This is a genomic window from Streptomyces odontomachi (genome assembly GCF_024435355.1).
In the GTDB taxonomy this organism is placed as follows: domain Bacteria; phylum Actinomycetota; class Actinomycetes; order Streptomycetales; family Streptomycetaceae; genus Streptomyces; species Streptomyces odontomachi.
Window position 1 is genome coordinate 279,563 of the sequence record NZ_JAMJWG010000010.1, and the last position, 16,950, is coordinate 296,512.

Annotated in this window: 10 protein-coding genes, 1 tRNA gene and 1 pseudogene; 6 read left to right on the top strand and 6 right to left on the bottom strand. The window is 71.7% G+C overall.

Translation table 11 applies throughout. From position 1 onward, the window contains the following. Positions 1–31: 31 nt before the first annotated feature. Positions 32–2,167: a serine/threonine-protein kinase gene (locus NQO67_RS22140; protein WP_255951857.1), complete on the bottom strand. Its 2,136-nt coding sequence runs from the start codon at positions 2,165–2,167 to the stop codon at positions 32–34. Positions 2,168–2,440: 273 nt separating this feature from the next. Then, positions 2,441–2,794, bottom strand: a complete 354-nt coding sequence (locus NQO67_RS22145) for a hypothetical protein (RefSeq protein WP_255951858.1) — start codon at positions 2,792–2,794, stop codon at positions 2,441–2,443. A gap of 315 nt (positions 2,795–3,109) precedes the next feature. On the opposite strand from NQO67_RS22145, the gene NQO67_RS22150 reads away from it, so the two are divergent. Continuing rightward, a complete protein-coding gene (locus NQO67_RS22150) occupies positions 3,110–3,376 on the top strand; it encodes a hypothetical protein (protein ID WP_255951859.1) in 267 nt (88 codons plus the stop codon). A gap of 661 nt (positions 3,377–4,037) precedes the next feature. On the opposite strand, the gene NQO67_RS22155 is transcribed toward NQO67_RS22150, so the two are convergent. Beyond that, positions 4,038–4,110: transfer RNA gene (locus NQO67_RS22155), tRNA-Arg, on the bottom strand. 310 nt (positions 4,111–4,420) lie between these two features. Here NQO67_RS22155 and NQO67_RS44805 point away from each other — a divergent pair. The 3 genes and pseudogenes from NQO67_RS44805 to NQO67_RS44600 all read left to right on the top strand — a co-directional run. After that, a pseudogene (locus tag NQO67_RS44805) lies at positions 4,421–4,831 on the top strand (dynamin family protein); the annotation flags it as partial. A gap of 207 nt (positions 4,832–5,038) precedes the next feature. Next, on the top strand, positions 5,039–6,697 hold the full coding sequence (locus tag NQO67_RS22160) for an ATP-binding protein (RefSeq protein ID WP_445195101.1): 1,659 nt from the start codon (positions 5,039–5,041) through the stop codon (positions 6,695–6,697). Between the two features lie 1,136 nt (positions 6,698–7,833). Further along, positions 7,834–9,840 carry a YfjP family GTPase gene (locus NQO67_RS44600; protein ID WP_445195102.1) on the top strand — a complete coding sequence of 669 codons (2,007 nt, stop codon included), beginning with the start codon at positions 7,834–7,836 and terminating at the stop codon, positions 9,838–9,840. Positions 9,841–9,933: 93 nt separating this feature from the next. On the opposite strand, the gene NQO67_RS22170 is transcribed toward NQO67_RS44600, so the two are convergent. Next, positions 9,934–10,752 carry a DUF1028 domain-containing protein gene (locus NQO67_RS22170; RefSeq protein ID WP_255951862.1) on the bottom strand — a complete coding sequence of 273 codons (819 nt, stop codon included), beginning with the start codon at positions 10,750–10,752 and terminating at the stop codon, positions 9,934–9,936. Positions 10,753–11,464: 712 nt separating this feature from the next. Here NQO67_RS22170 and NQO67_RS22175 point away from each other — a divergent pair. Further along, complete coding sequence (locus NQO67_RS22175) at positions 11,465–12,166, top strand: glycoside hydrolase family 11 protein (protein WP_255951863.1); 702 nt, start codon at positions 11,465–11,467, stop codon at positions 12,164–12,166. A gap of 150 nt (positions 12,167–12,316) precedes the next feature. On the opposite strand, the gene NQO67_RS22180 is transcribed toward NQO67_RS22175, so the two are convergent. Beyond that, positions 12,317–13,549, bottom strand: coding sequence for an SGNH/GDSL hydrolase family protein (locus NQO67_RS22180; RefSeq protein ID WP_255951864.1), 1,233 nt, complete (start codon positions 13,547–13,549; stop codon positions 12,317–12,319). 147 nt (positions 13,550–13,696) lie between these two features. Next, on the bottom strand, positions 13,697–15,043 hold the full coding sequence (locus NQO67_RS22185) for an MFS transporter (RefSeq protein ID WP_255951865.1): 1,347 nt from the start codon (positions 15,041–15,043) through the stop codon (positions 13,697–13,699). 326 nt (positions 15,044–15,369) lie between these two features. On the opposite strand from NQO67_RS22185, the gene NQO67_RS22190 reads away from it, so the two are divergent. Then, entirely contained in the window at positions 15,370–16,929 is a 1,560-nt protein-coding gene (locus tag NQO67_RS22190; protein ID WP_255951866.1) for a UxaA family hydrolase, read from the top strand. Positions 16,930–16,950: the final 21 nt, after the last annotated feature.

The window sequence follows — 16,950 nt, forward strand, 5'->3', positions numbered from 1 at the left end:
CGGGCGGCTCGGCGGCGCTTGCCTGGGCCGGTCAGGCGGGCCCGTTCGGGCTCCGGGAGAAGGCGGTGTCGCCGGCCATCGCCACGATCGCGTCCTTGACGAGCATCACTCGCGGCGGGTAGTCCTGCGCCTTGTCGCCGGGGTCGGGCAGTGCGGAGGTGCGCCAGACCTCCGCTCCGGTGCGGCTGTCCAGCGCCAGCAGACGGCCGAAGCGGTTGGCGAAATAGACCCGCTTGTACGTCGCCGACACCGCGGGCGCGGACAGGCTCTCCACGTCCGTCATCTTCTGCCAGAGTTGTTTGCCGCTGTCCGCCGACACCGCGGTGACCGACCCGTTGGACCGGACGAAGTAGACGACGCCGTCCACGAGGGTGGCCGCGCCGGTCAGCGGATGTGCCAGCGGGATCCGTCTGATCTGCCCGGTCTTCGGCGCCACCCGCAGCAGCGCGTTGTACGGCCGTTCGTACCCGGAGTCGTACACGTCCTTCGCGGTCTGCGGGGCGAGGAACAGGGGCTGCCCGCCGACAGCGCCGAGCGCTTCCGCCTTCTTGGGCAGTGTGGCGGTCTCGGTGAGGCTGCCGGGTCCGATCTTCATCAGCTCGACCGGGGCCTGGCCGGGCTCGGTGCCCTGCGAGCACAGGGCGTAGGGGGCGCCCCCCAGCGCTGTCGGAGTGCACAGCTCGTCCAGCGAGGGCGTCCGCCACAGTTCCTTGCCGGCGGGCCCGTATGCCACGAAAGACGCTTGATCGGGAGACATGGTCAGCAGTCCGCCGTCGTACAGGACCGCCTCCTCGGACGTGCTGATGTCGCGTTGCCACCGCCGGTGCCCGGTACCGGCGTCGAGGGCCACGACCCGCCTGGTCCTGTCGTCGGGTTGCTCGTGCACGTAGACCAGCCCGTCGCGAACGCCGATCGGCTGCGCCCCCTGGGGGCGGGTGCCGGTCCGCCACCGGACGTGGCCGGAGGCCGTGTCGACCCTGGCGGCCGTCATTCCCGTACCGCCGCAGAACAGGGCGCCTCCCCCCGCCACGCATCCGGGGCTGTTGTAGTCGAGCGGGATGCCCTTCACGTCGTACCGCAGTTTCGTCTGCCAGGGCCGCCAGCCGTCGGGCAGTGCGGCGGCACGGCCGGCGTCGTCGGAGGCGGCGGTGTCCGGATCGGACACGAAGACGCCCACCCCGATGCACAGCGCTGCGACGGCCAGCGCAGCGCCGAGGCCGGTGAGCAGCATCCGGCGGCGGCGCTTGCCGGTGCCGGCGCCGGTCGCGGCGCTCGCGTGGGTGGTGGTCTCGCTCCGAGATGTGGGACGGCGCCGTGCTTTCGCGGACTGCCCGGACTTCGGGGACCCGACGATGTCGGATTGGGGCAACGCCTGGAGCATGCGGTATATGTCCGTCAGCTCCGGTCGTGCGGCCGGGTCCTTGTCCAGGCAGCGTTCGACGATGTCCAGGAGCGCTTCGGGCACCCCGCCGAGGTCCGGGGTCCCGTGCACCACCTGATAGCCGGTGATGTACGGGCTGTCGGCGTCGAACGGTCCCGTGCCGATAGCCGCGAACACCAGCAGCGAGCCCAGCGAGAACACGTCCGAGGCCGGCGTGACGTCCCGGGGAGAGGCCAGTTGTTCCGGCGACATGAAGGGGGGAGTGCCGATCATCCGCCCGGTCGTGGTGTAGCTCTGGTTGTCGGCGGCGCGCGATATGCCGAAGTCGATGACGCGCGGCCCGTCCTCGGTCATCAGGACGTTGCCCGGTTTGAGGTCCCGGTGCACCAGGCCCACCCGGTGGATGTCGCGCAGCGCCTCGGTGAGCCCCAGCCCCAGCGCCCGCAGTTCACGCTGGCTCAGCGGGCCGGCCTGCTTGACCACTTCGGCAAGGTTGAGCCCCGGCACGTAGAGCGTCGCCATCCACGGCCGCTCGGCGTCCGGGTCGGCGTCCACGACGGGCGCGGTGAAGGCACCGCTCACCCTGCGCGCTGCCGCGATCTCCTGCCGGAAGCGCGTCCGGAACTCCTCCTCCTGAGCGTACGGCCCGTGCACGAGCTTGACCGCGACCTGCCGTCCCGAGGCGGAGACCCCCAGATAGACGACTCCCATGCCGCCCGCCCCGAGCCGACCGAGCAGGGTGTACCCGCCTATGGACTCCGGGTCCCCGGTGCTCAGGGGCGTCATCGCCGATCTTCCTTCCCAGCGCCTGCCTGCCTCACGGAGATCAGAGTAGGGCCTGCCGCCCCGGAAACGGAGCCGCGCACGCCACGCATCGCTGTCCCTGTGCCCCTGAGCCGTACGAGGGGTCATCCGGTCATCCGTCCAGGTGAGGGCGCGGCGCTTGGACCGATCCAGGCGCGAGACGGCTGACCAGCGGTCAGATGCGTCCAGTACGCACTTTATTGAGTGGCCGTCATTCCTCGGCCGGTCATTCCTCGGCCAGTCATTCCATGGTCGTCATTCCCTGGTCATCGTCGCCGTTGCGCCCTCGGCGGTGACGACTGTCAGGAATACAGTGATTCTGGCGTTCGCACTGGAGAGATCGATGGTCTCGCCCCCCTGCCCGCCAATGCATCCGAGGGTGACGCCGGTCTGCGCAGGGACCTCAAGGACGAGCGCATCCATCGGTCCCGTAGAACCGGGTCCCCGAAATTGACTTGCCGGCGTTATGAACGTGACGCCGCCTTCCGAGGTCTCGACATTCCTGGCCCAGATGTGCAGAAGAAAATCCGCGTCGCTGGTCACGTGCACGATTCGATCGTTATCGCCGAGACCGAAATAGCCACGCACGATGTGGTCGCTACCCGCCATAGGTTTTTCCCCTTTCCGGGACCAGACGACTGACCGATCCATGACTGTCCGGTTCGACCGGACGGGTTGCGGGACGGGCGACCGACGTCGGGGGCTGCCGAGCAGCCGGGGGCTGCTGAGCTACCGGGGTGGCTGCTGAGCTACCGGGGTGGCTGCTGAGCTACCGGCGGACTGCTGAGCTACAGAAGCGTGACGGCCATGAGAGACCTCCGGCTCCGCCTTCCGCGGCATGTCGGCTGCCGGAAGTCGATGAGTTTCGCCCAGACGAGCCGGAAACACTCTCTCCGAGTATCTTCCCCGGCATATCCCTGTCAAATGGAGCAGGTACGGATTACCGCTGCCGATGAGTCCCTGAAGCTTCGACAACGGATGAGGTGGCTGGCCTCGGATGAAGAGGTGACTGGTTCGGCGGGCTCAAGGTCGATCGCGCCCAATGCACGCTTCGATTCCATCCGGGAAAACCACCCGATCGCGCGATCAGAAATTCAGTATCCGAGGGATGGGGATATACTCATTCTGGTAGCGCTGGTTTTCGGCGGGGCAACGGCCGTTTTCGCTGCGGCGACGGTTCGCCACCGATGATTTCCCGGGCGGTATTCCCTCGCGCCGCACCGCCACCCACGATCTCGACTTCGCAGCCCCGGGTGCCGACGCATCTGGCTCCAGCCCGCCCCTTGGCCGCAGACACCCCTGCCCGGCGGGCGGGCAGCCGGCTCACACCGCCGCAGCAGGCCCGCCCGCCCGCAACCGGCTGCATCCTCAGGACCTCCGCCGGGGCGGCAACCCGGCATCGCGCCGGTGCTGTTGCCCAGCGGGAGGATGCCTCAGCACGCACCGGCCACGCGACGGGGAAGGTCGCCGCCCCGAACGGAGCTACGCCAAGGCGGCGCCTCGGAGGTGTCGGACGCCTCGGGCGCCTCCGGCGCGGGAGGTGGGGACGCGCGCATGGGGCGGCGGCTTCCTGGTGGTCGCCCCCACCGCTCACCCCCCACACACCACTCGCCCCCCACCGCACTCCCCCACCTCACCCCTCGCCTCTTCGAAGGCGCACCCGACTCGGCGATCGCCAGAGACATTCGACGCGCGTTCGATTCGACGCGACCGCCCGCAGGAAACCCCGCCGCCCGCCGGACACCATCGGGCCCGCCCCAAGATCGCCAGGGTCGGCACGGCGCCCCGGCCCGTCTCGCCAAACAGCCCCTGACCAGCAAAAAGGCCCTCCCCTAGGGAGGGCCTGACAGGGCGCCCCCGGCAGGACTCGAACCTGCGGCCAAGCGCTTAGAAGGCGCCTGCTCTATCCACTGAGCTACGGGGGCCGGGCGGGTGGCCGGTCGCGGTCCGGATGGGGGTGGGACCGTGATCTGCCGGGGCCGGGGACAAGGATAGGGCTACTCGGTCCTCGTCCCTGATGCTTCGCGTGCGCGCCACGTTGTGGAGGTTCGGTGAAGCGGTCCTGATAATCGCAGGCAGTTGCGAATTGTGCATCGCTTTTTGAGCCTCTGGACCCGGGTGTTGTGCAGTCGTTATGCCCCTGCCCCCCTCATTCCTTCCGCCTCGCGTGTCTGATCGGCACGCAGAAGCGCCCATATGCTTCAGAAAGCCGCCGAAATTGGGCATTCTTCGCATGTGGTGACCTTGGACGTACGGCCTCAGATGCTCAACGCGCTCTCCGCTCTGCGCGACCGCGTCGCCGCCGCGCGCTTTCCGCTGCCCCTTCCGGGCGCGCCACGTGCGCGTGCGAACCGTGCGGAGCTGCTGGCGCAGCTCGACGACTACCTGGTGCCCCGGCTGAAGGCGCCGGATGCGCCGGTGCTCGCGGTGGTGGGGGGTTCGACCGGTGCCGGTAAGTCGACTCTGGTCAACTCGCTGGTAGGGATGCAGGTCAGCGAGGCGGGGGTGTTGCGGCCGACCACGCGTACGCCGGTCCTGGTGTGCCATCCGGAGGACCAGCACTGGTTCAGCGGCATGCGCGTGCTGCCCGACCTCACCCGAATGTGGCCGTCCCGAACCGGTGGACCCCCGCACGGCGCGCCGGGCGGCGGCCGTCAGGGCTCCCCGGGCGGCGGCTCCGGTCCGGGCGGGGGTGGTGGCGCCCGGGGACCGGGGGGCGGCGGGGTGCGCAGGGGCGGGGTCCGGCGCCCCGCTACTCCGGATGAGGGGTATGACGCCGGTACCTACGGGGAGCCGTACGGCGCTTTCGGGGACTACGACGACCGTCGTGGCCGCGACGCTTCCGGCGTCGACATGCCGTACCCGCCGCATGCGCCGCACGCCTCGCACTCGCCGCACTCGGCCTTTCCACCGGGCGACGGCCCCTATGGAGACGGTTTCCGCGAGGGGGGCTATGACGGCCCCTATGGCGATGCCTACGGGGATGCGTACGGGGGGCCCGGCCCCTACGGGGGTGCCTATAGGGATCCCTACGAGGGCTCGCTCGGAGACGGGTACGGGGACCCCTTCAGCGGCGGTCGCGGTGACGGCCCTGCCGACGCCTACGAAGACGGGGCCTATGGACGTACGGGGCGGGCCAGGCGCTCGGACGCGCGGCGGGTCGTCGGGCACGCCTACCGCATGCACCAGGACGCCGGCCGGGCCCTCGTCGACGGGCCCGATGGGGACGGCGGCCACGGCGGCGTCCGGGGGCTGCCGCGGGAACCCGGCGCCGGCGGGAGGGGGCGGCGCCGAGAGGGGTCTCCCCAGGAGCCCGGCGGGCCGATGCTGCGGATCGAAGCAGTGCCCACCGTGCCCCGCGGGCTCGCCCTGCTCGACGCCCCCGACATCGATTCCCTCGTGGTCGAGAACCGCCTGCTGGCCGCCGAACTGATCTGCGCCGCCGACATCTGGATCATGGTCACCACCGCCGCCCGGTACGCCGACGCCGTGCCGTGGCACCTGCTGCGTACCGCCAAGCAGTTCGACGCCACCCTGGTCATCGTGCTGGACCGGGTGCCGCACACCGTCGCCGACGAAGTGACCCGCCAGTACGACGCGCTGCTCACCAAGGCCGGTCTCGGCGACGTACCGCGCTTCACCATTCCCGAGCTGCCCGAGTCCGCCGGCGGCGGCGGACTGCTGCCGGGCACCGCCGTGGCGCCGCTGCACGCATGGCTCACCCAGCTCGTCCAGGACCCCGACGTGCGGACGCACACCGTCGTCCGCACGGCCCGCGGCGTGCTGGATTCGCTGCGCACCCGGATGCCCGAACTGGCCAGCGCCGTGGCCGCCCAGCACGCCGCCGCGCTGCGCCTCACGTCCGCCGTGGAGGCCGCGTACGAGCACGAACACGCCCGCGTACGGGGGCGCCTCCAGGCCGGCGCCGTGCTCGCCGGAGACGCGCTGAAACGGTGGCGCAGCTACCCCCTCGACTGCGGTCCCGGCGAGCTGCTCGACGCCCTCGTCGAGAGCCTGGGGACGTTGCTGCTGTGCGCCGTCGCCGCGGCCGACGAGCGCATCGACGAGCAGTGGCGGCGCGAGCCGGCGGCCGAGGCGCCCGGCCTCGCGACCCGTGACGCCGGCCTCGAGCAGGCCGAGCACCGCATCGGGATCGCGGTGCGCCGCTGGCGGCGCGTCATCGAGGAGTACGCCGAGGACGAGGCACGTCGGGCGGACCGGATTCCGGCGCCCGACCCGGAGATCGTCGCCGCCCTGCTCGCCACCGCCCTGCTGGGCGGGCGCAGGGCGCGTTCCGCCGGGGAGAAGCTCGCCGAGCGGGTCGGGGCGCGCGGCGCGCTCCGGCTCCGCGACCGGGGCACCCGCCTGCTGCGCAGCTACGTCGACCAGGTCCTGAACGTGGAGCGCGAGCACCGCCTCGCCCCGCTCGACTCCCTGGACGTCCGTGCCGAGCCCCAGTCCGAACTCATCGCCGCGCTGTCCGTACTACAGAAGGAGAGGGGACCCCGGTGACTTCCGTGACGGACGAGGCGGGCCACAGCGATCCCGCCGGCGACAGCGATCCCGCCGGCAACAGCGATCCCGCCGGCGACGGCGACCGCTCCCGCGCCTGGCACCGCCGCGTCTGGCGCCGCCGCCCGAACCCCGCCGAGCCGGCCGACGCGGAGTCCAACGGCGCGGTGGCGGAGGCGGCCCATGCCGCCGAGACACCGCCACGCCCCGCGGCCGAGTCGCACCCCACGGCCGAGTCGCGCTCCGATGCCGTCGGGCCCCGCCTCGAAGGCGAATCCGGCTCCGCGCCAGAGCCTGAGTCCGGGTCCAAGCCAGAGCCCGGGTCCGGGTCCGGGTCCAAGCGAGAGCCCGGCTCCGCGCCAGAGCCCGGCTCCGGGTCTGCGGTCGGCACCGAGGCCGGATCAGCGACCAGGTCAGAGACCGGATCAGAGGCCGAGACCCGTTCCGAGGAACAGTCCACTGACGCGGCGTCATCCAGCCGGCCCAAGCAGCGTTCCAAGGCCATGTCTCGTTTCTCGCTGCGCCGCTCCAAGGCGGAGCGCAGCGCCGAACCGGATTCCGGGGCGGCGAAGGCGCCCACCGACCTGCCGCCGCAACAGCCCGGCCGGCACGACCGACCGGGCCGGCACGACCAACCCGGCCAGGAAGTGCAGTCCGGCCCTCAGGAGCAGTCCGCCCCTCAGGGTCAGTCCAGGCAGGAGGAACAGCCGGACGGCCTCAGCGCCCCCGACGCTCCGGACACCGAGGCCGCGCGCGATCACGACGCCAAGCCTGACCACCCGGTCGCGCCCGGCGCCGCCAGCGCCAGTTCCGAGACGGCTCCGCCGGTCGGGACCAGCTCGCCGGCGGATGGCGGCACAGCGGTACGGCCCACGGACGACGACGAGGCGGCAGCCGAGGCCGTCAGCGGTACGCCGCCCGACCCGGCCCGCGAAGACGACACGGCCCCACCGGACGCCGACGCCACTGCCCCTGCCGGCGACGCTCCCCCCTCCGCCGACACCGACACCAAGCCATCCCCCAACCTCGCCCCCGACCCCGACGCGCCGGACGCCGACTCCCGAGCCGACGCCGGGAAAAAGGACCTCCCCGACCCCGTTCCCGTGCTGATCCCGCGGGGGCAGACGGGGGCGCTGTTGCTGTCGAGGCTGTTGGCGTCGTCCATCGGCCGGTCCCGTTCGCCGGGGCTCTCGGAGCCTCCCGCGCACACCGCGACCTCCGAGGCCGCATCCCCAGGCGCCAAGCCCGAAGACAGCGCAGGCAACGAGCCCAAGGGCAAGGGAAAGGGAAGGGAGAAGGCACCAGGCCGACCCTCCGCACAGCCCTCCGCCTCGCCGTCCGCGTCCCCCTCCCCCTCCTCGTCCGCATCCCCCTCCTCGTCCGCATCCCCCGCCCCGTCCTCATCCCCCTGGGACGACGGGCTCATCGCTCGTCGTGTCGCGGGCGGTGAGGACGAGGACGACGTGGTGGACCTGGGGGGTAGTGCGGGTGGTATCGGGGGGAGCGTGGAGCCTGCCGGGGAGCCGGGGGCGCTGTATGACGCCGTGTATGACGCGCCGCTGCGGGATCGGCTGGACGCCCTGCGGGAGCTGGTGGGGCTCTCCCGTGCCCGGGTCGACAGCGACACGCTGGCCGAGGCGGGGCGGGTGCTGGACGAGGCCGTGGCCCGGGGCAAGATCTCCGGGGGGCACACGGTGGTGGCACTCGCGGGTGCGACCGGGAGCGGCAAGTCGTCGTTGTTCAACGCGCTGGCCGGGGTGACGATTTCGGACACCGGCCTGCGGCGGCCGACCACCGCGTTTCCCGTCGCGTGCAGTTGGACGGACGACGCGGGGCCGCTGCTCGACCGGCTCGGTGTGCACGCCCGGCTGCGTCGCAGACCGCCGCACAATCCGGAGGTGGACGCCCGGCTGCGCGGGCTCGTCCTGGTGGACCTGCCCGACCACGACTCGGCGGCGGTCGCGCACCGCGAACAGGTGGACCGGGTCCTGGGCCTGGTGGACGCGGTGATCTGGGTCGTCGATCCGGAGAAGTACGCCGACGCCGTCCTGCACGACCGCTATCTGCGGCCGATGGCGGGGCATGCCGAGGTGATGTTCGTCGTGCTGAACCAGGTCGACCGGCTTCCCGGGGAGGCCGCCGACCAGGTGCTCGACGATCTGCGACGGTTGCTCGACGAGGACGGGGTCGCCCTGGGCGAGCACGGTGAGCCGGGCGCCGCCGTGCTCGCGGTGTCCGCGGCGACCGGGCGCGGCGTCGGTGAGCTGCGCGACGCACTCGGGCAGTTCGTGGCGGAGCGCGGCGCCGCCGGCCGCCGGATCGCGGCGGACGTGGATGCCGCGGCGGGCCGGTTGCGGACCGTCTACGCACCGTGGCGGCAGCCGGGGCTGCGCGAGGAGGCGCGCGAGGAGTTCACGGACCGGCTGGCGGAGGCGATCGGCGCGGCGGCCACCGGCATCGCGGCGGAGCGCGCCTGGAACCGGCACGCCGGCAAGGCGTGCGGCTCGCCCTGGCTGCGGTTGTGGCGCCGGTACGAGGAGTGGCGGTTCCCGCGCCTCCGCAGAGCGGCCACGCAGTCCAACGCGGCCGAGGAGGCGACGGCCAGGCAACGGGTCGAGCAGGCGGTGCGCTGGATCGCCGACGAGGCGGCGGCCGGGCTGCCGGCCCCGTGGGCGCTGGCCGTCCGGGAGGCCGCCGTACGCGGCTCGCGAGGGCTGCCGAGGGCGCTGGACGAGCTGGCCGCGGACGCCGCCGTGCCGCTGGACAAACCGCCGCGGCCCGGATGGTGGCCGGCGGCCGTGGTGTCCCAGGCGGCGATGACGGTCCTCCAGATCTTCGGCGGGCTGTGGCTGGTCGGCCAGATCCTGGGGCTCTGCGCCCCGAACCTGGGCGTGCCGGTCACGCTGATGGCGGTGGGCGTCGTCGGCGGCCCGTTGGTCGAATGGGGGTGCAAGGTGGCGGCACGCGGACCGGCCCGCCGATACGGGCTCGAAGCGGAACGCCGGCTGCGCGACGTGGCGGCCGGCTGCGGACGCGCCCGGGTGCTGGATCCGATCTCGGCCGAACTGCTGCGGTACGCGGAGGTGCGTGAGCAGTACGTACGGGTGGTGGGCACGACGGCACCGGCCGCACGGGTGAGCTGAGCCGGCGGTGCGGCGGGGGCGGCGGAGGCGGCGTGGTCGACCTGGTCGGCGTGATCGGCCTGGTCGGCGGCGGCGACCGGGCGTTGAGGGGGCTCACGCCTCCCGGGACGGTCCGCCGTCCCTCAGGTGCGCCAGCACCACCGGGTCGATCTTGCCGGGGACCAGCCGGCCCTCCAGGTTCTCCACTCCGGCCCAGGTGTCCAACGAGGCGTAACCGCGCGCGCCGACCAGGCTCCGGACCTCCTCCGCCAGTTCGCCCGACAGGTCCAGCAGGGTGTCCGGGTCGGCCGTGCCGAACAGCAGCTCATGGGCGTCCAGCAGGCGCCGCAGTTCGCCGACCGGGTCGGGGTGGTCGTCCACCCGCAGGTCGCAGGCGGTGTCGCTGCCGCCGCCGTACCCCGCGCCCGGAGCCACCACGTACAGGGCCGCGCTCTGGCGGCCCCGGCGGTCACCGCCCGCGGTGTCGCCCGCGGCCAGCGCGGCGACCAGTCGCCGGTCCAGCGGGAGCTCCGGGGAGGCGAGCCAGGCCGCCGCCATGGCCTCGACCACCTCAGGGCCGGTGAGGATGTTGCCCTGGATCGCGTAGCCGTCGCCCGCCGTACCGCCGGCCCAGTCCAGGCACTCCGCGCCCGTGTACGTCGCCCCGGGGCCCTCGGTGCCGACCACGCCCAGCTGACGGTGTGCGTGCTCGCGATCGGTGGCCACCAGGCCGGCGACCACGTCCGCGGGAGGCAGGCCGGTGCGCAGCAGCGCGCGGCCCTGCGGGCGGTACCGCAGGTTGGCGGCTGCCTGGGTGGCGACGGCGCCGACGCCGGCCTCCGCGGCGGGCACCATGGCACCGACCGCCAGGAACTTGCTTGCCACGGCCACGCCCAAGGCCGCACCGGACCGACCCACGATCGAGAACGTCATGGGCATGGACAGTAGAACGGTCCGATCGCCGGGACCAGGACTCGGGGCGAACTCCGGTGCGCCGACCCATGCGAGCAACGACCGCATGCGGACCGCACGCCGCACACGACGGTTCACGGACGGTCCATGGGCGGTCCATGGGCGGACCACGGACGATCCACAGGCGGTCCGCAGATGACCGAAAACGATCCACGGTCGATCCGCGGAAGGTCCACGCCCTCGCCCGCCGGTCCCGGACTTCACCATCCCGACGGCGCACCCCTCGCGACCGCCGCGACGGGCCGGCTGTGATCTTGCCGGACCCTGTCGCATCGCATGCGGCACGACGCGAAAGAGTTCCGAAACTTTCGACAATGCTAGCGCTGATCTTGACTCCTGATCCCAGGCTCCCTTCCGCCGACCCGACAGCGACTCAGGTGACTGACGCTTTGACCAGGAATAACAGTCACTGGCCCAACTCCCAGTCATAGAACGGTTTTCGCGATCCCTGTCGAAACTGTTGACAGCTCGACGAGCCAGTCCAACACTGTTCGGCATGTCCAGGTCACGTACGCGTTACCTGGCCCTCCGGTCGACGCCCCAAGCTGACCGGCCACGCCCCGCCCCCTTGCACGACGCCGACGTGCGTCGGCGCGCCCTGGGCCACCACCGGCCCACCGGGTCGAAACACGACCCTCCCCTGGCGCCCCGCCAGCCTTCACAAGGAGGAAGCATGAACATGGACGACGCCCCGTTCCCCCAGCTCAGCCGCCGGGGCTTCATGGGGGCCAGCGCCCTGGGAGCCGGCGCCCTGGCACTGGGGGCCGGGTCCGGGCTGCTGCTGCCCGGCACCGCTCACGCCGACACGACGATCAACACGAACCAGACGGGCACCAACAACGGGTACTACTACTCGTTCTGGACCGACAGCCAGGGTTCGGTGTCCATGACGCTGGGCTCCGGCGGCCAGTACAGCACCCAGTGGAACGGCACCAACAACTTCGTCGCCGGTAAGGGCTGGAGCAACGGCTCCCGCCGTACCGTGAACTTCGGCGGCAGCTTCAACTGCGGTGGGAACGGCTACCTGTCCCTCTACGGATGGACGTCGAACCCGCTGGTCGAGTACTACATCGTCGAGTGGTACGGCTCCTACAAGCCCACCGGTACCTACAAGGGCAACGTCACCAGCGACGGTGGCACGTACGACATCTACGAGACGACGCGCTACAACGCCCCGTCCGTCGAAGGCACCAAGACCTTCAACCAGTACTGGAGCGTCCGCCAGTCGAAGCGGACCAGTGGCAGCGTCACCACCGGCAACCACTTCGACGCGTGGTCCCGTGTGGGCATGCCGATGGGTAGCTTCTCCTACTACATGATCATGGCGTCCGAGGGCTACCAGAGCAGCGGCAGCTCGAACATCACGGTGAGCTGACCCTTCTCCGGAGGCGGCTCCCCCGGAGAAGTACGGCAGATGTGGCGCGGCGGTCCGGCCGCTGCGCCACATCTGTCCGTTCCGGGCCCGGCCGGGCTTGGGGCCTGCTCGGCCCGGGCCCGGTCCGGGTTCCACGGAAGGATCAAGGGATCACGAGCGTGGCTTCCCGGTGAACGGCCCGCCCGCGCCGAAGACCCGTGCGGCGAAGCGTTCGCCGATGCGGCGGTGGGTGGCGGCGTCCGGGTGGAGCTGGTCGGGCAGCGGCAGCTCGGCGAAGTCCGCCGCGCCGTAGAGCTCACGCCCGTCGAGGTAGTACAGGGCCGGGTCGTCGGTCGCCCGCTGGTGCACGATGCGGGCCAGTTCCTCACGGATGACGTTGAGCGTCAGCTTTCCGGCGGCGACTTCGGCGGGGTCGCCGGTGGCCCGGAACTGGAGCCTGCCGGCCTTGAGGTTGCTGAAGTCCGGGGCGCAGGGCCCCGGGGTGTCCTCGTGGATGGGGCAGTAGAGGGGCGAGACGACCAGCAGCGGCGTGCTGGGATGCCCCTCGCGGATGGTGTCCAGGAAGCCGTGCACCGCCGGGGTGAAGGCGCGCAGCCGCATCAGGTCGGCGTTGACCACGTTGATGCCGAGCTTGACGCTGATCAGGTCCGCGGGAGTGTCCCGCAGGGCGCGGGCGGTGAACGGATCGAGCAGGGCACCGCCCCCCAGGCCGAGGTTGACCAGCTCCACGTCGCCGCCTGCGGCGGCCAGTGCGGGCCAGGTCGTGGAGGGGCTTTCGGCGTCCGAGCCATGGCTGAGCGAACTGCCGTGGTGCAGCCACACCGGGCGCTCACCGGCCGGCACGCTCTCCACGGGGGCGTCGGTACGCAGGGCGACCAGCTGGGTGATCTCGTTGTACGGCAGCCAGATCTCGACGTCCTTCGCATGGTCGGGCAGTCCGGTGAACCGGACGGTGCCGACCGGGCCCGGCTGGGTCTGCACGGCTCCGGTGGTCATGTCCATCGTCCTGACGTCGCCGCCGGTGACGCTGGCCCGCCCGGCCAGCCGCCCGTCGACGCGCAGGTCGTACTGGCCGTCCGGACGGGGCGGGGCACCCACGTAGGCCATCTTGGTGCGGAGGGTGTCCAGCTCGATGGCGGTGGCCCGGGTGCGGAACAGCAGCCGTACCCCGGAGGGCTGCGCCTCCGCCAGGGCGAGCTGCGGGTCGTCGCACTGCGCACGGGCCCAGGCGGGCAGCCGGTGCGGCAGCAGCCCGCGTGCCGTGCGCTCCAGGTCCAGCGCACCGCGCAGCAGGTCAGCGGTGAGGGGGGTACTGATCCAGTCGGTCTCCCCTCCGCGGGGCGTGGCGGTGGGATCGGGGACGGAGTCGTGCGGGTGGCTCATGCTCCCAGCCTGTCAACCGGATGCCGGCCCCGCACGCGCTTTTCCGCCGTCCCTTTCCACTGCCCTCCTCCCCTGTCAGCCCTGTCAGCGCCCCGGCCCGGGCCCGGCGAGGTGCAGTCCCGTGCGCCGCCTCCCTCGGCGGACGCCTCAACCGACCGGCGTGGTCCGCGTCTTGGTCGCGCCGGCCGCCTCGCCCGGCCCCTGACCGGCCAGCGCGAGCTTCTCGAACGGGCCGCAGACGAACAGGTAGGCGGCGGCGCCCAGGATGACGACGGCACCGGTCGACACCAGGGGTATGACGTAGCTGTGCGCGTCGCTGGTCAGGAAGAGCCCGAAGTAGATGGGGCACAGGATGCCGGCCAGGTTGGAGGCGAAGTTCTGCAGGCCGGCCACGGAGGCGACCTGGTGCTCGCCCGGCGCCACGTCGGCGGGCAGCGACCAGATACAGGCGCCGGCCACCGCCAGACAGGACATCGCGAAGGCCATCAGGGCGATCGCCAGCGCCGCGGACGGCACCACGGCAGCCAGCGCGATCGACGAGGCCAGGACCATGCTGATGACGATGGGCACCTTGCGGGCCCTGGTCACCCCCCAGCGCCGCGCCAGCCGGTCGGAGAGCCAGCCGCCGAAGAACTCGGCGAAGAACGCGCACAGCGGCGGGATCATGCCGTAGACGCCGACCTTGATCAGGTCGAGTCCGCGGGCCTCGGCGAGGTAGCTGGGGAACCAGGTGATGAAGAAGTAGAAGGCGAAGTTCAGCCCGAAGAAGCCGATCATCATGCCCCAGACGGTGCGGTGCCGGAGCAGGTCGCGCCACCGGGCCTTGACGGGCGGGCCCGCCGACGCATCGTCCTGCCGGCTGCCGCCGCTGCGGATGTAGTCCAGCTCGGCCCGGTTGGCGAGCCAGTGGCTGTCGGGGTCGCGGTAGAGCACGAACCAGCCGATGCCGAAGAGCACCCCGACCGCACCGGTGACGACGAACGACGCACGCCAGCCGAAGGCACCGATCAGCAGCGCGACCAGGGGAATGGCCAGCGCGGTGCCCAGCCGGGACCCGCTGTCGTAGACAGCGGCTGCCTTGGCCCGCTCGTTGACGGGGAACCACCGGCCGACGACCTTGGCGAACGTCGGAGGACCGACGGACTCGCCCGCACCGAGCAACAGCCGGAAGCAGAGCAGGGACCACACCCCGCGGGCGACGACGTTCGCTGCGGTGAAGAACCCCCACCACACCACCGCCGCCCCCGCCGCCAGCCGCGGGCCGATCCGGTCGGCCAGCCAGCCGCCACTGATCTGACCGGGTGCGTAGGTCCAGAAGAAGGCCGCCAGCAGGACACCGCTCATCTGGGTGCTGATGTGCAGGTCATCCTCGATGTAGGGCAGCGCGACGGAGATGTTCGTTCGGTCGACGTAGGAGATGGCCGTGCCCACCATCAGGAGGGTGCCGATGAGCCAACGAGCGTTCGTGCGCCCGTCTTTGCGTCCTGAGTGCATGCGCCTCTGATTTCGTATACGTGAACCTATGTTCAGAATATGAGAGGTGACCGTAGGGAGGGGTCCTTGCCGAGGTCAACAGGCATGCAGCGAGCAATCCGGCACCCGTGCCCCCTTGACGCGACAACCGCCCGACCGACAGGGTGTTCGAGAATTCGATATGAAGTTCTCATATGGGAACTTTTTTCGGAGTCCTGCGGAGCCCTCCGGTGGCCCGCCCACCGGTCCCGACAGCAACCGGCAGACCTACCCGCAGACCAGCCGACGGCACCTACCCACAGACCAACCGACAGACCAACCGACAGACCTACCGACAGGGAGAACTCATGGGCGTGGCGACGTCATCGGCGCCGGTACTCGTCCTGCACGCGGACGACGACGTTGCGGTCGCGACGGCCGGTCTCGCAGCCGGCGTACCGCTCACCGCCGCCGGCCGCTCCTTCCAGGTCGCCGGCGAGATACCCCGCGGGCACAAGGTGGCGCTCCGCGCGCTGCCCGGCGGGCACCCCGTGCGCAAGTACGGGCAGGTCATCGGCTTCACCACCCGCGAGATCGCGCCCGGCGAGCATGTGCACGTCCACAACATGGAGTTCCGCCCGTTCGAGCGCGCCTTCGAGATCGGCGTGGACGCCCGGCCCACCGCATACGTCCCGGAGGCGGAGCGCGCCACGTTCGACGGCATCGTGCGCCCGGACGGCACCGTGGCCACCCGCAACTACCTGGGCATCCTGACCACGGTCAACTGCTCGGCCACCGCCGCCAAGCTGATCGCCGAGCGGTTCCGCAGGCTCCCCGGGGCGCCCGGCGTGCTGGACGACTACCCGCACGTCGACGGCGTCGTGGCGCTGACCCACCAGACCGGCTGCGGCATGGCCGGCGAGGGCAGCGAGGCGCTGGAGGTGCTGCGCCGCACGCTCACCGGATACGCCCGGCACCCCAACTTCGCCGGCTTCCTCGTCCTGGGTCTGGGGTGTGAGGTCAACCAGGTCAGGTCGCTGGTCGACACCTGGGGGATACCCGACCACAAGAAGGTCGTCCCCATGACCATCCAGGAGTTCGGCGGCACCCGGAAGACGGTGACCGAAGGCGTGGCGAGGATCCGGGAGATGCTCCCCGAGGCCGACCAGGCGCGCCGCACCCCGGTGCGCGCCGCGCATCTCACCCTCGCCATGGAGTGCGGGGGCTCCGACGCCTACTCCGGCATCACCGCCAACCCCGCCCTCGGCGCCGCCGCCGACCTGCTGATCCGGCACGGCGGCGCCGCCGTCTTCGGCGAGACCCCCGAGATCTACGGCGCCGAGCACCTGCTGGCCCGCCGCGCGGTCAGCGACGCGGTCGGCGACCGGCTCGCCGAGCGGATCCGCTGGTGGGAGGGGTACACCCAGCGGCACGGCGGCTCCATGGACAACAACCCCTCGCCCGGCAACAAGGCCGGCGGGCTGACCACCATCCTGGAGAAGTCACTGGGCGCGGCGGCGAAGGGCGGCCAGACCAACCTCGTCGACGTGATCCGCTACGCCGATCCGATCACCCAGCGTGGGCTGGTCTTCATGGACACCCCCGGCTACGACCCGGTGAACGCGACGGGCCTGGTCGCCGGCGGCGCCCAGGTGCTGTGCTTCACCACCGGCCGGGGCTCCGTCTTCGGCTGCAAGCCCGCCCCCAGCCTCAAGCTGGCCACCAACACCCCGCTCTACGAGCACATGACCGACGACATGGACATCAACTGCGGCCTGGTGGCGGACGGCACGTGCGACGTGGCGGAGATGGGCCGGCGGATCTTCCAGCTCGTCCTGGACACCGCTTCCGGCAAGCACACCAAGAGCGAGGAACTCGGTTTCGGCGACGAGGAGTTCGTGCCCTGGCAGCTGGGCGCTGTGATGTGATCGGTGCCGTGCTCCCTGCCC

Bases quoted from the DNA above. Each gene is read 5' to 3' on its own strand.
- NQO67_RS22160 (WP_445195101.1), top strand. From the start codon at position 5,039: ATGCCGTACCCGCCGCATGCGCCGCACGCCTCGCACTCGCCGCACTCG.
- NQO67_RS22145 (WP_255951858.1), bottom strand. From the start codon at position 2,794: ATGGCGGGTAGCGACCACATCGTGCGTGGCTATTTCGGTCTCGGCGAT.
- NQO67_RS22170 (WP_255951862.1), bottom strand. From the start codon at position 10,752: ATGACGTTCTCGATCGTGGGTCGGTCCGGTGCGGCCTTGGGCGTGGCC.
- NQO67_RS22150 (WP_255951859.1), top strand. From the start codon at position 3,110: ATGGAGCAGGTACGGATTACCGCTGCCGATGAGTCCCTGAAGCTTCGA.
- NQO67_RS22185 (WP_255951865.1), bottom strand. From the start codon at position 15,043: ATGCACTCAGGACGCAAAGACGGGCGCACGAACGCTCGTTGGCTCATC.
- NQO67_RS22175 (WP_255951863.1), top strand. From the start codon at position 11,465: ATGAACATGGACGACGCCCCGTTCCCCCAGCTCAGCCGCCGGGGCTTC.
- NQO67_RS22140 (WP_255951857.1), bottom strand. From the start codon at position 2,167: ATGACGCCCCTGAGCACCGGGGACCCGGAGTCCATAGGCGGGTACACC.
- NQO67_RS22180 (WP_255951864.1), bottom strand. From the start codon at position 13,549: ATGAGCCACCCGCACGACTCCGTCCCCGATCCCACCGCCACGCCCCGC.
- NQO67_RS22190 (WP_255951866.1), top strand. From the start codon at position 15,370: ATGGGCGTGGCGACGTCATCGGCGCCGGTACTCGTCCTGCACGCGGAC.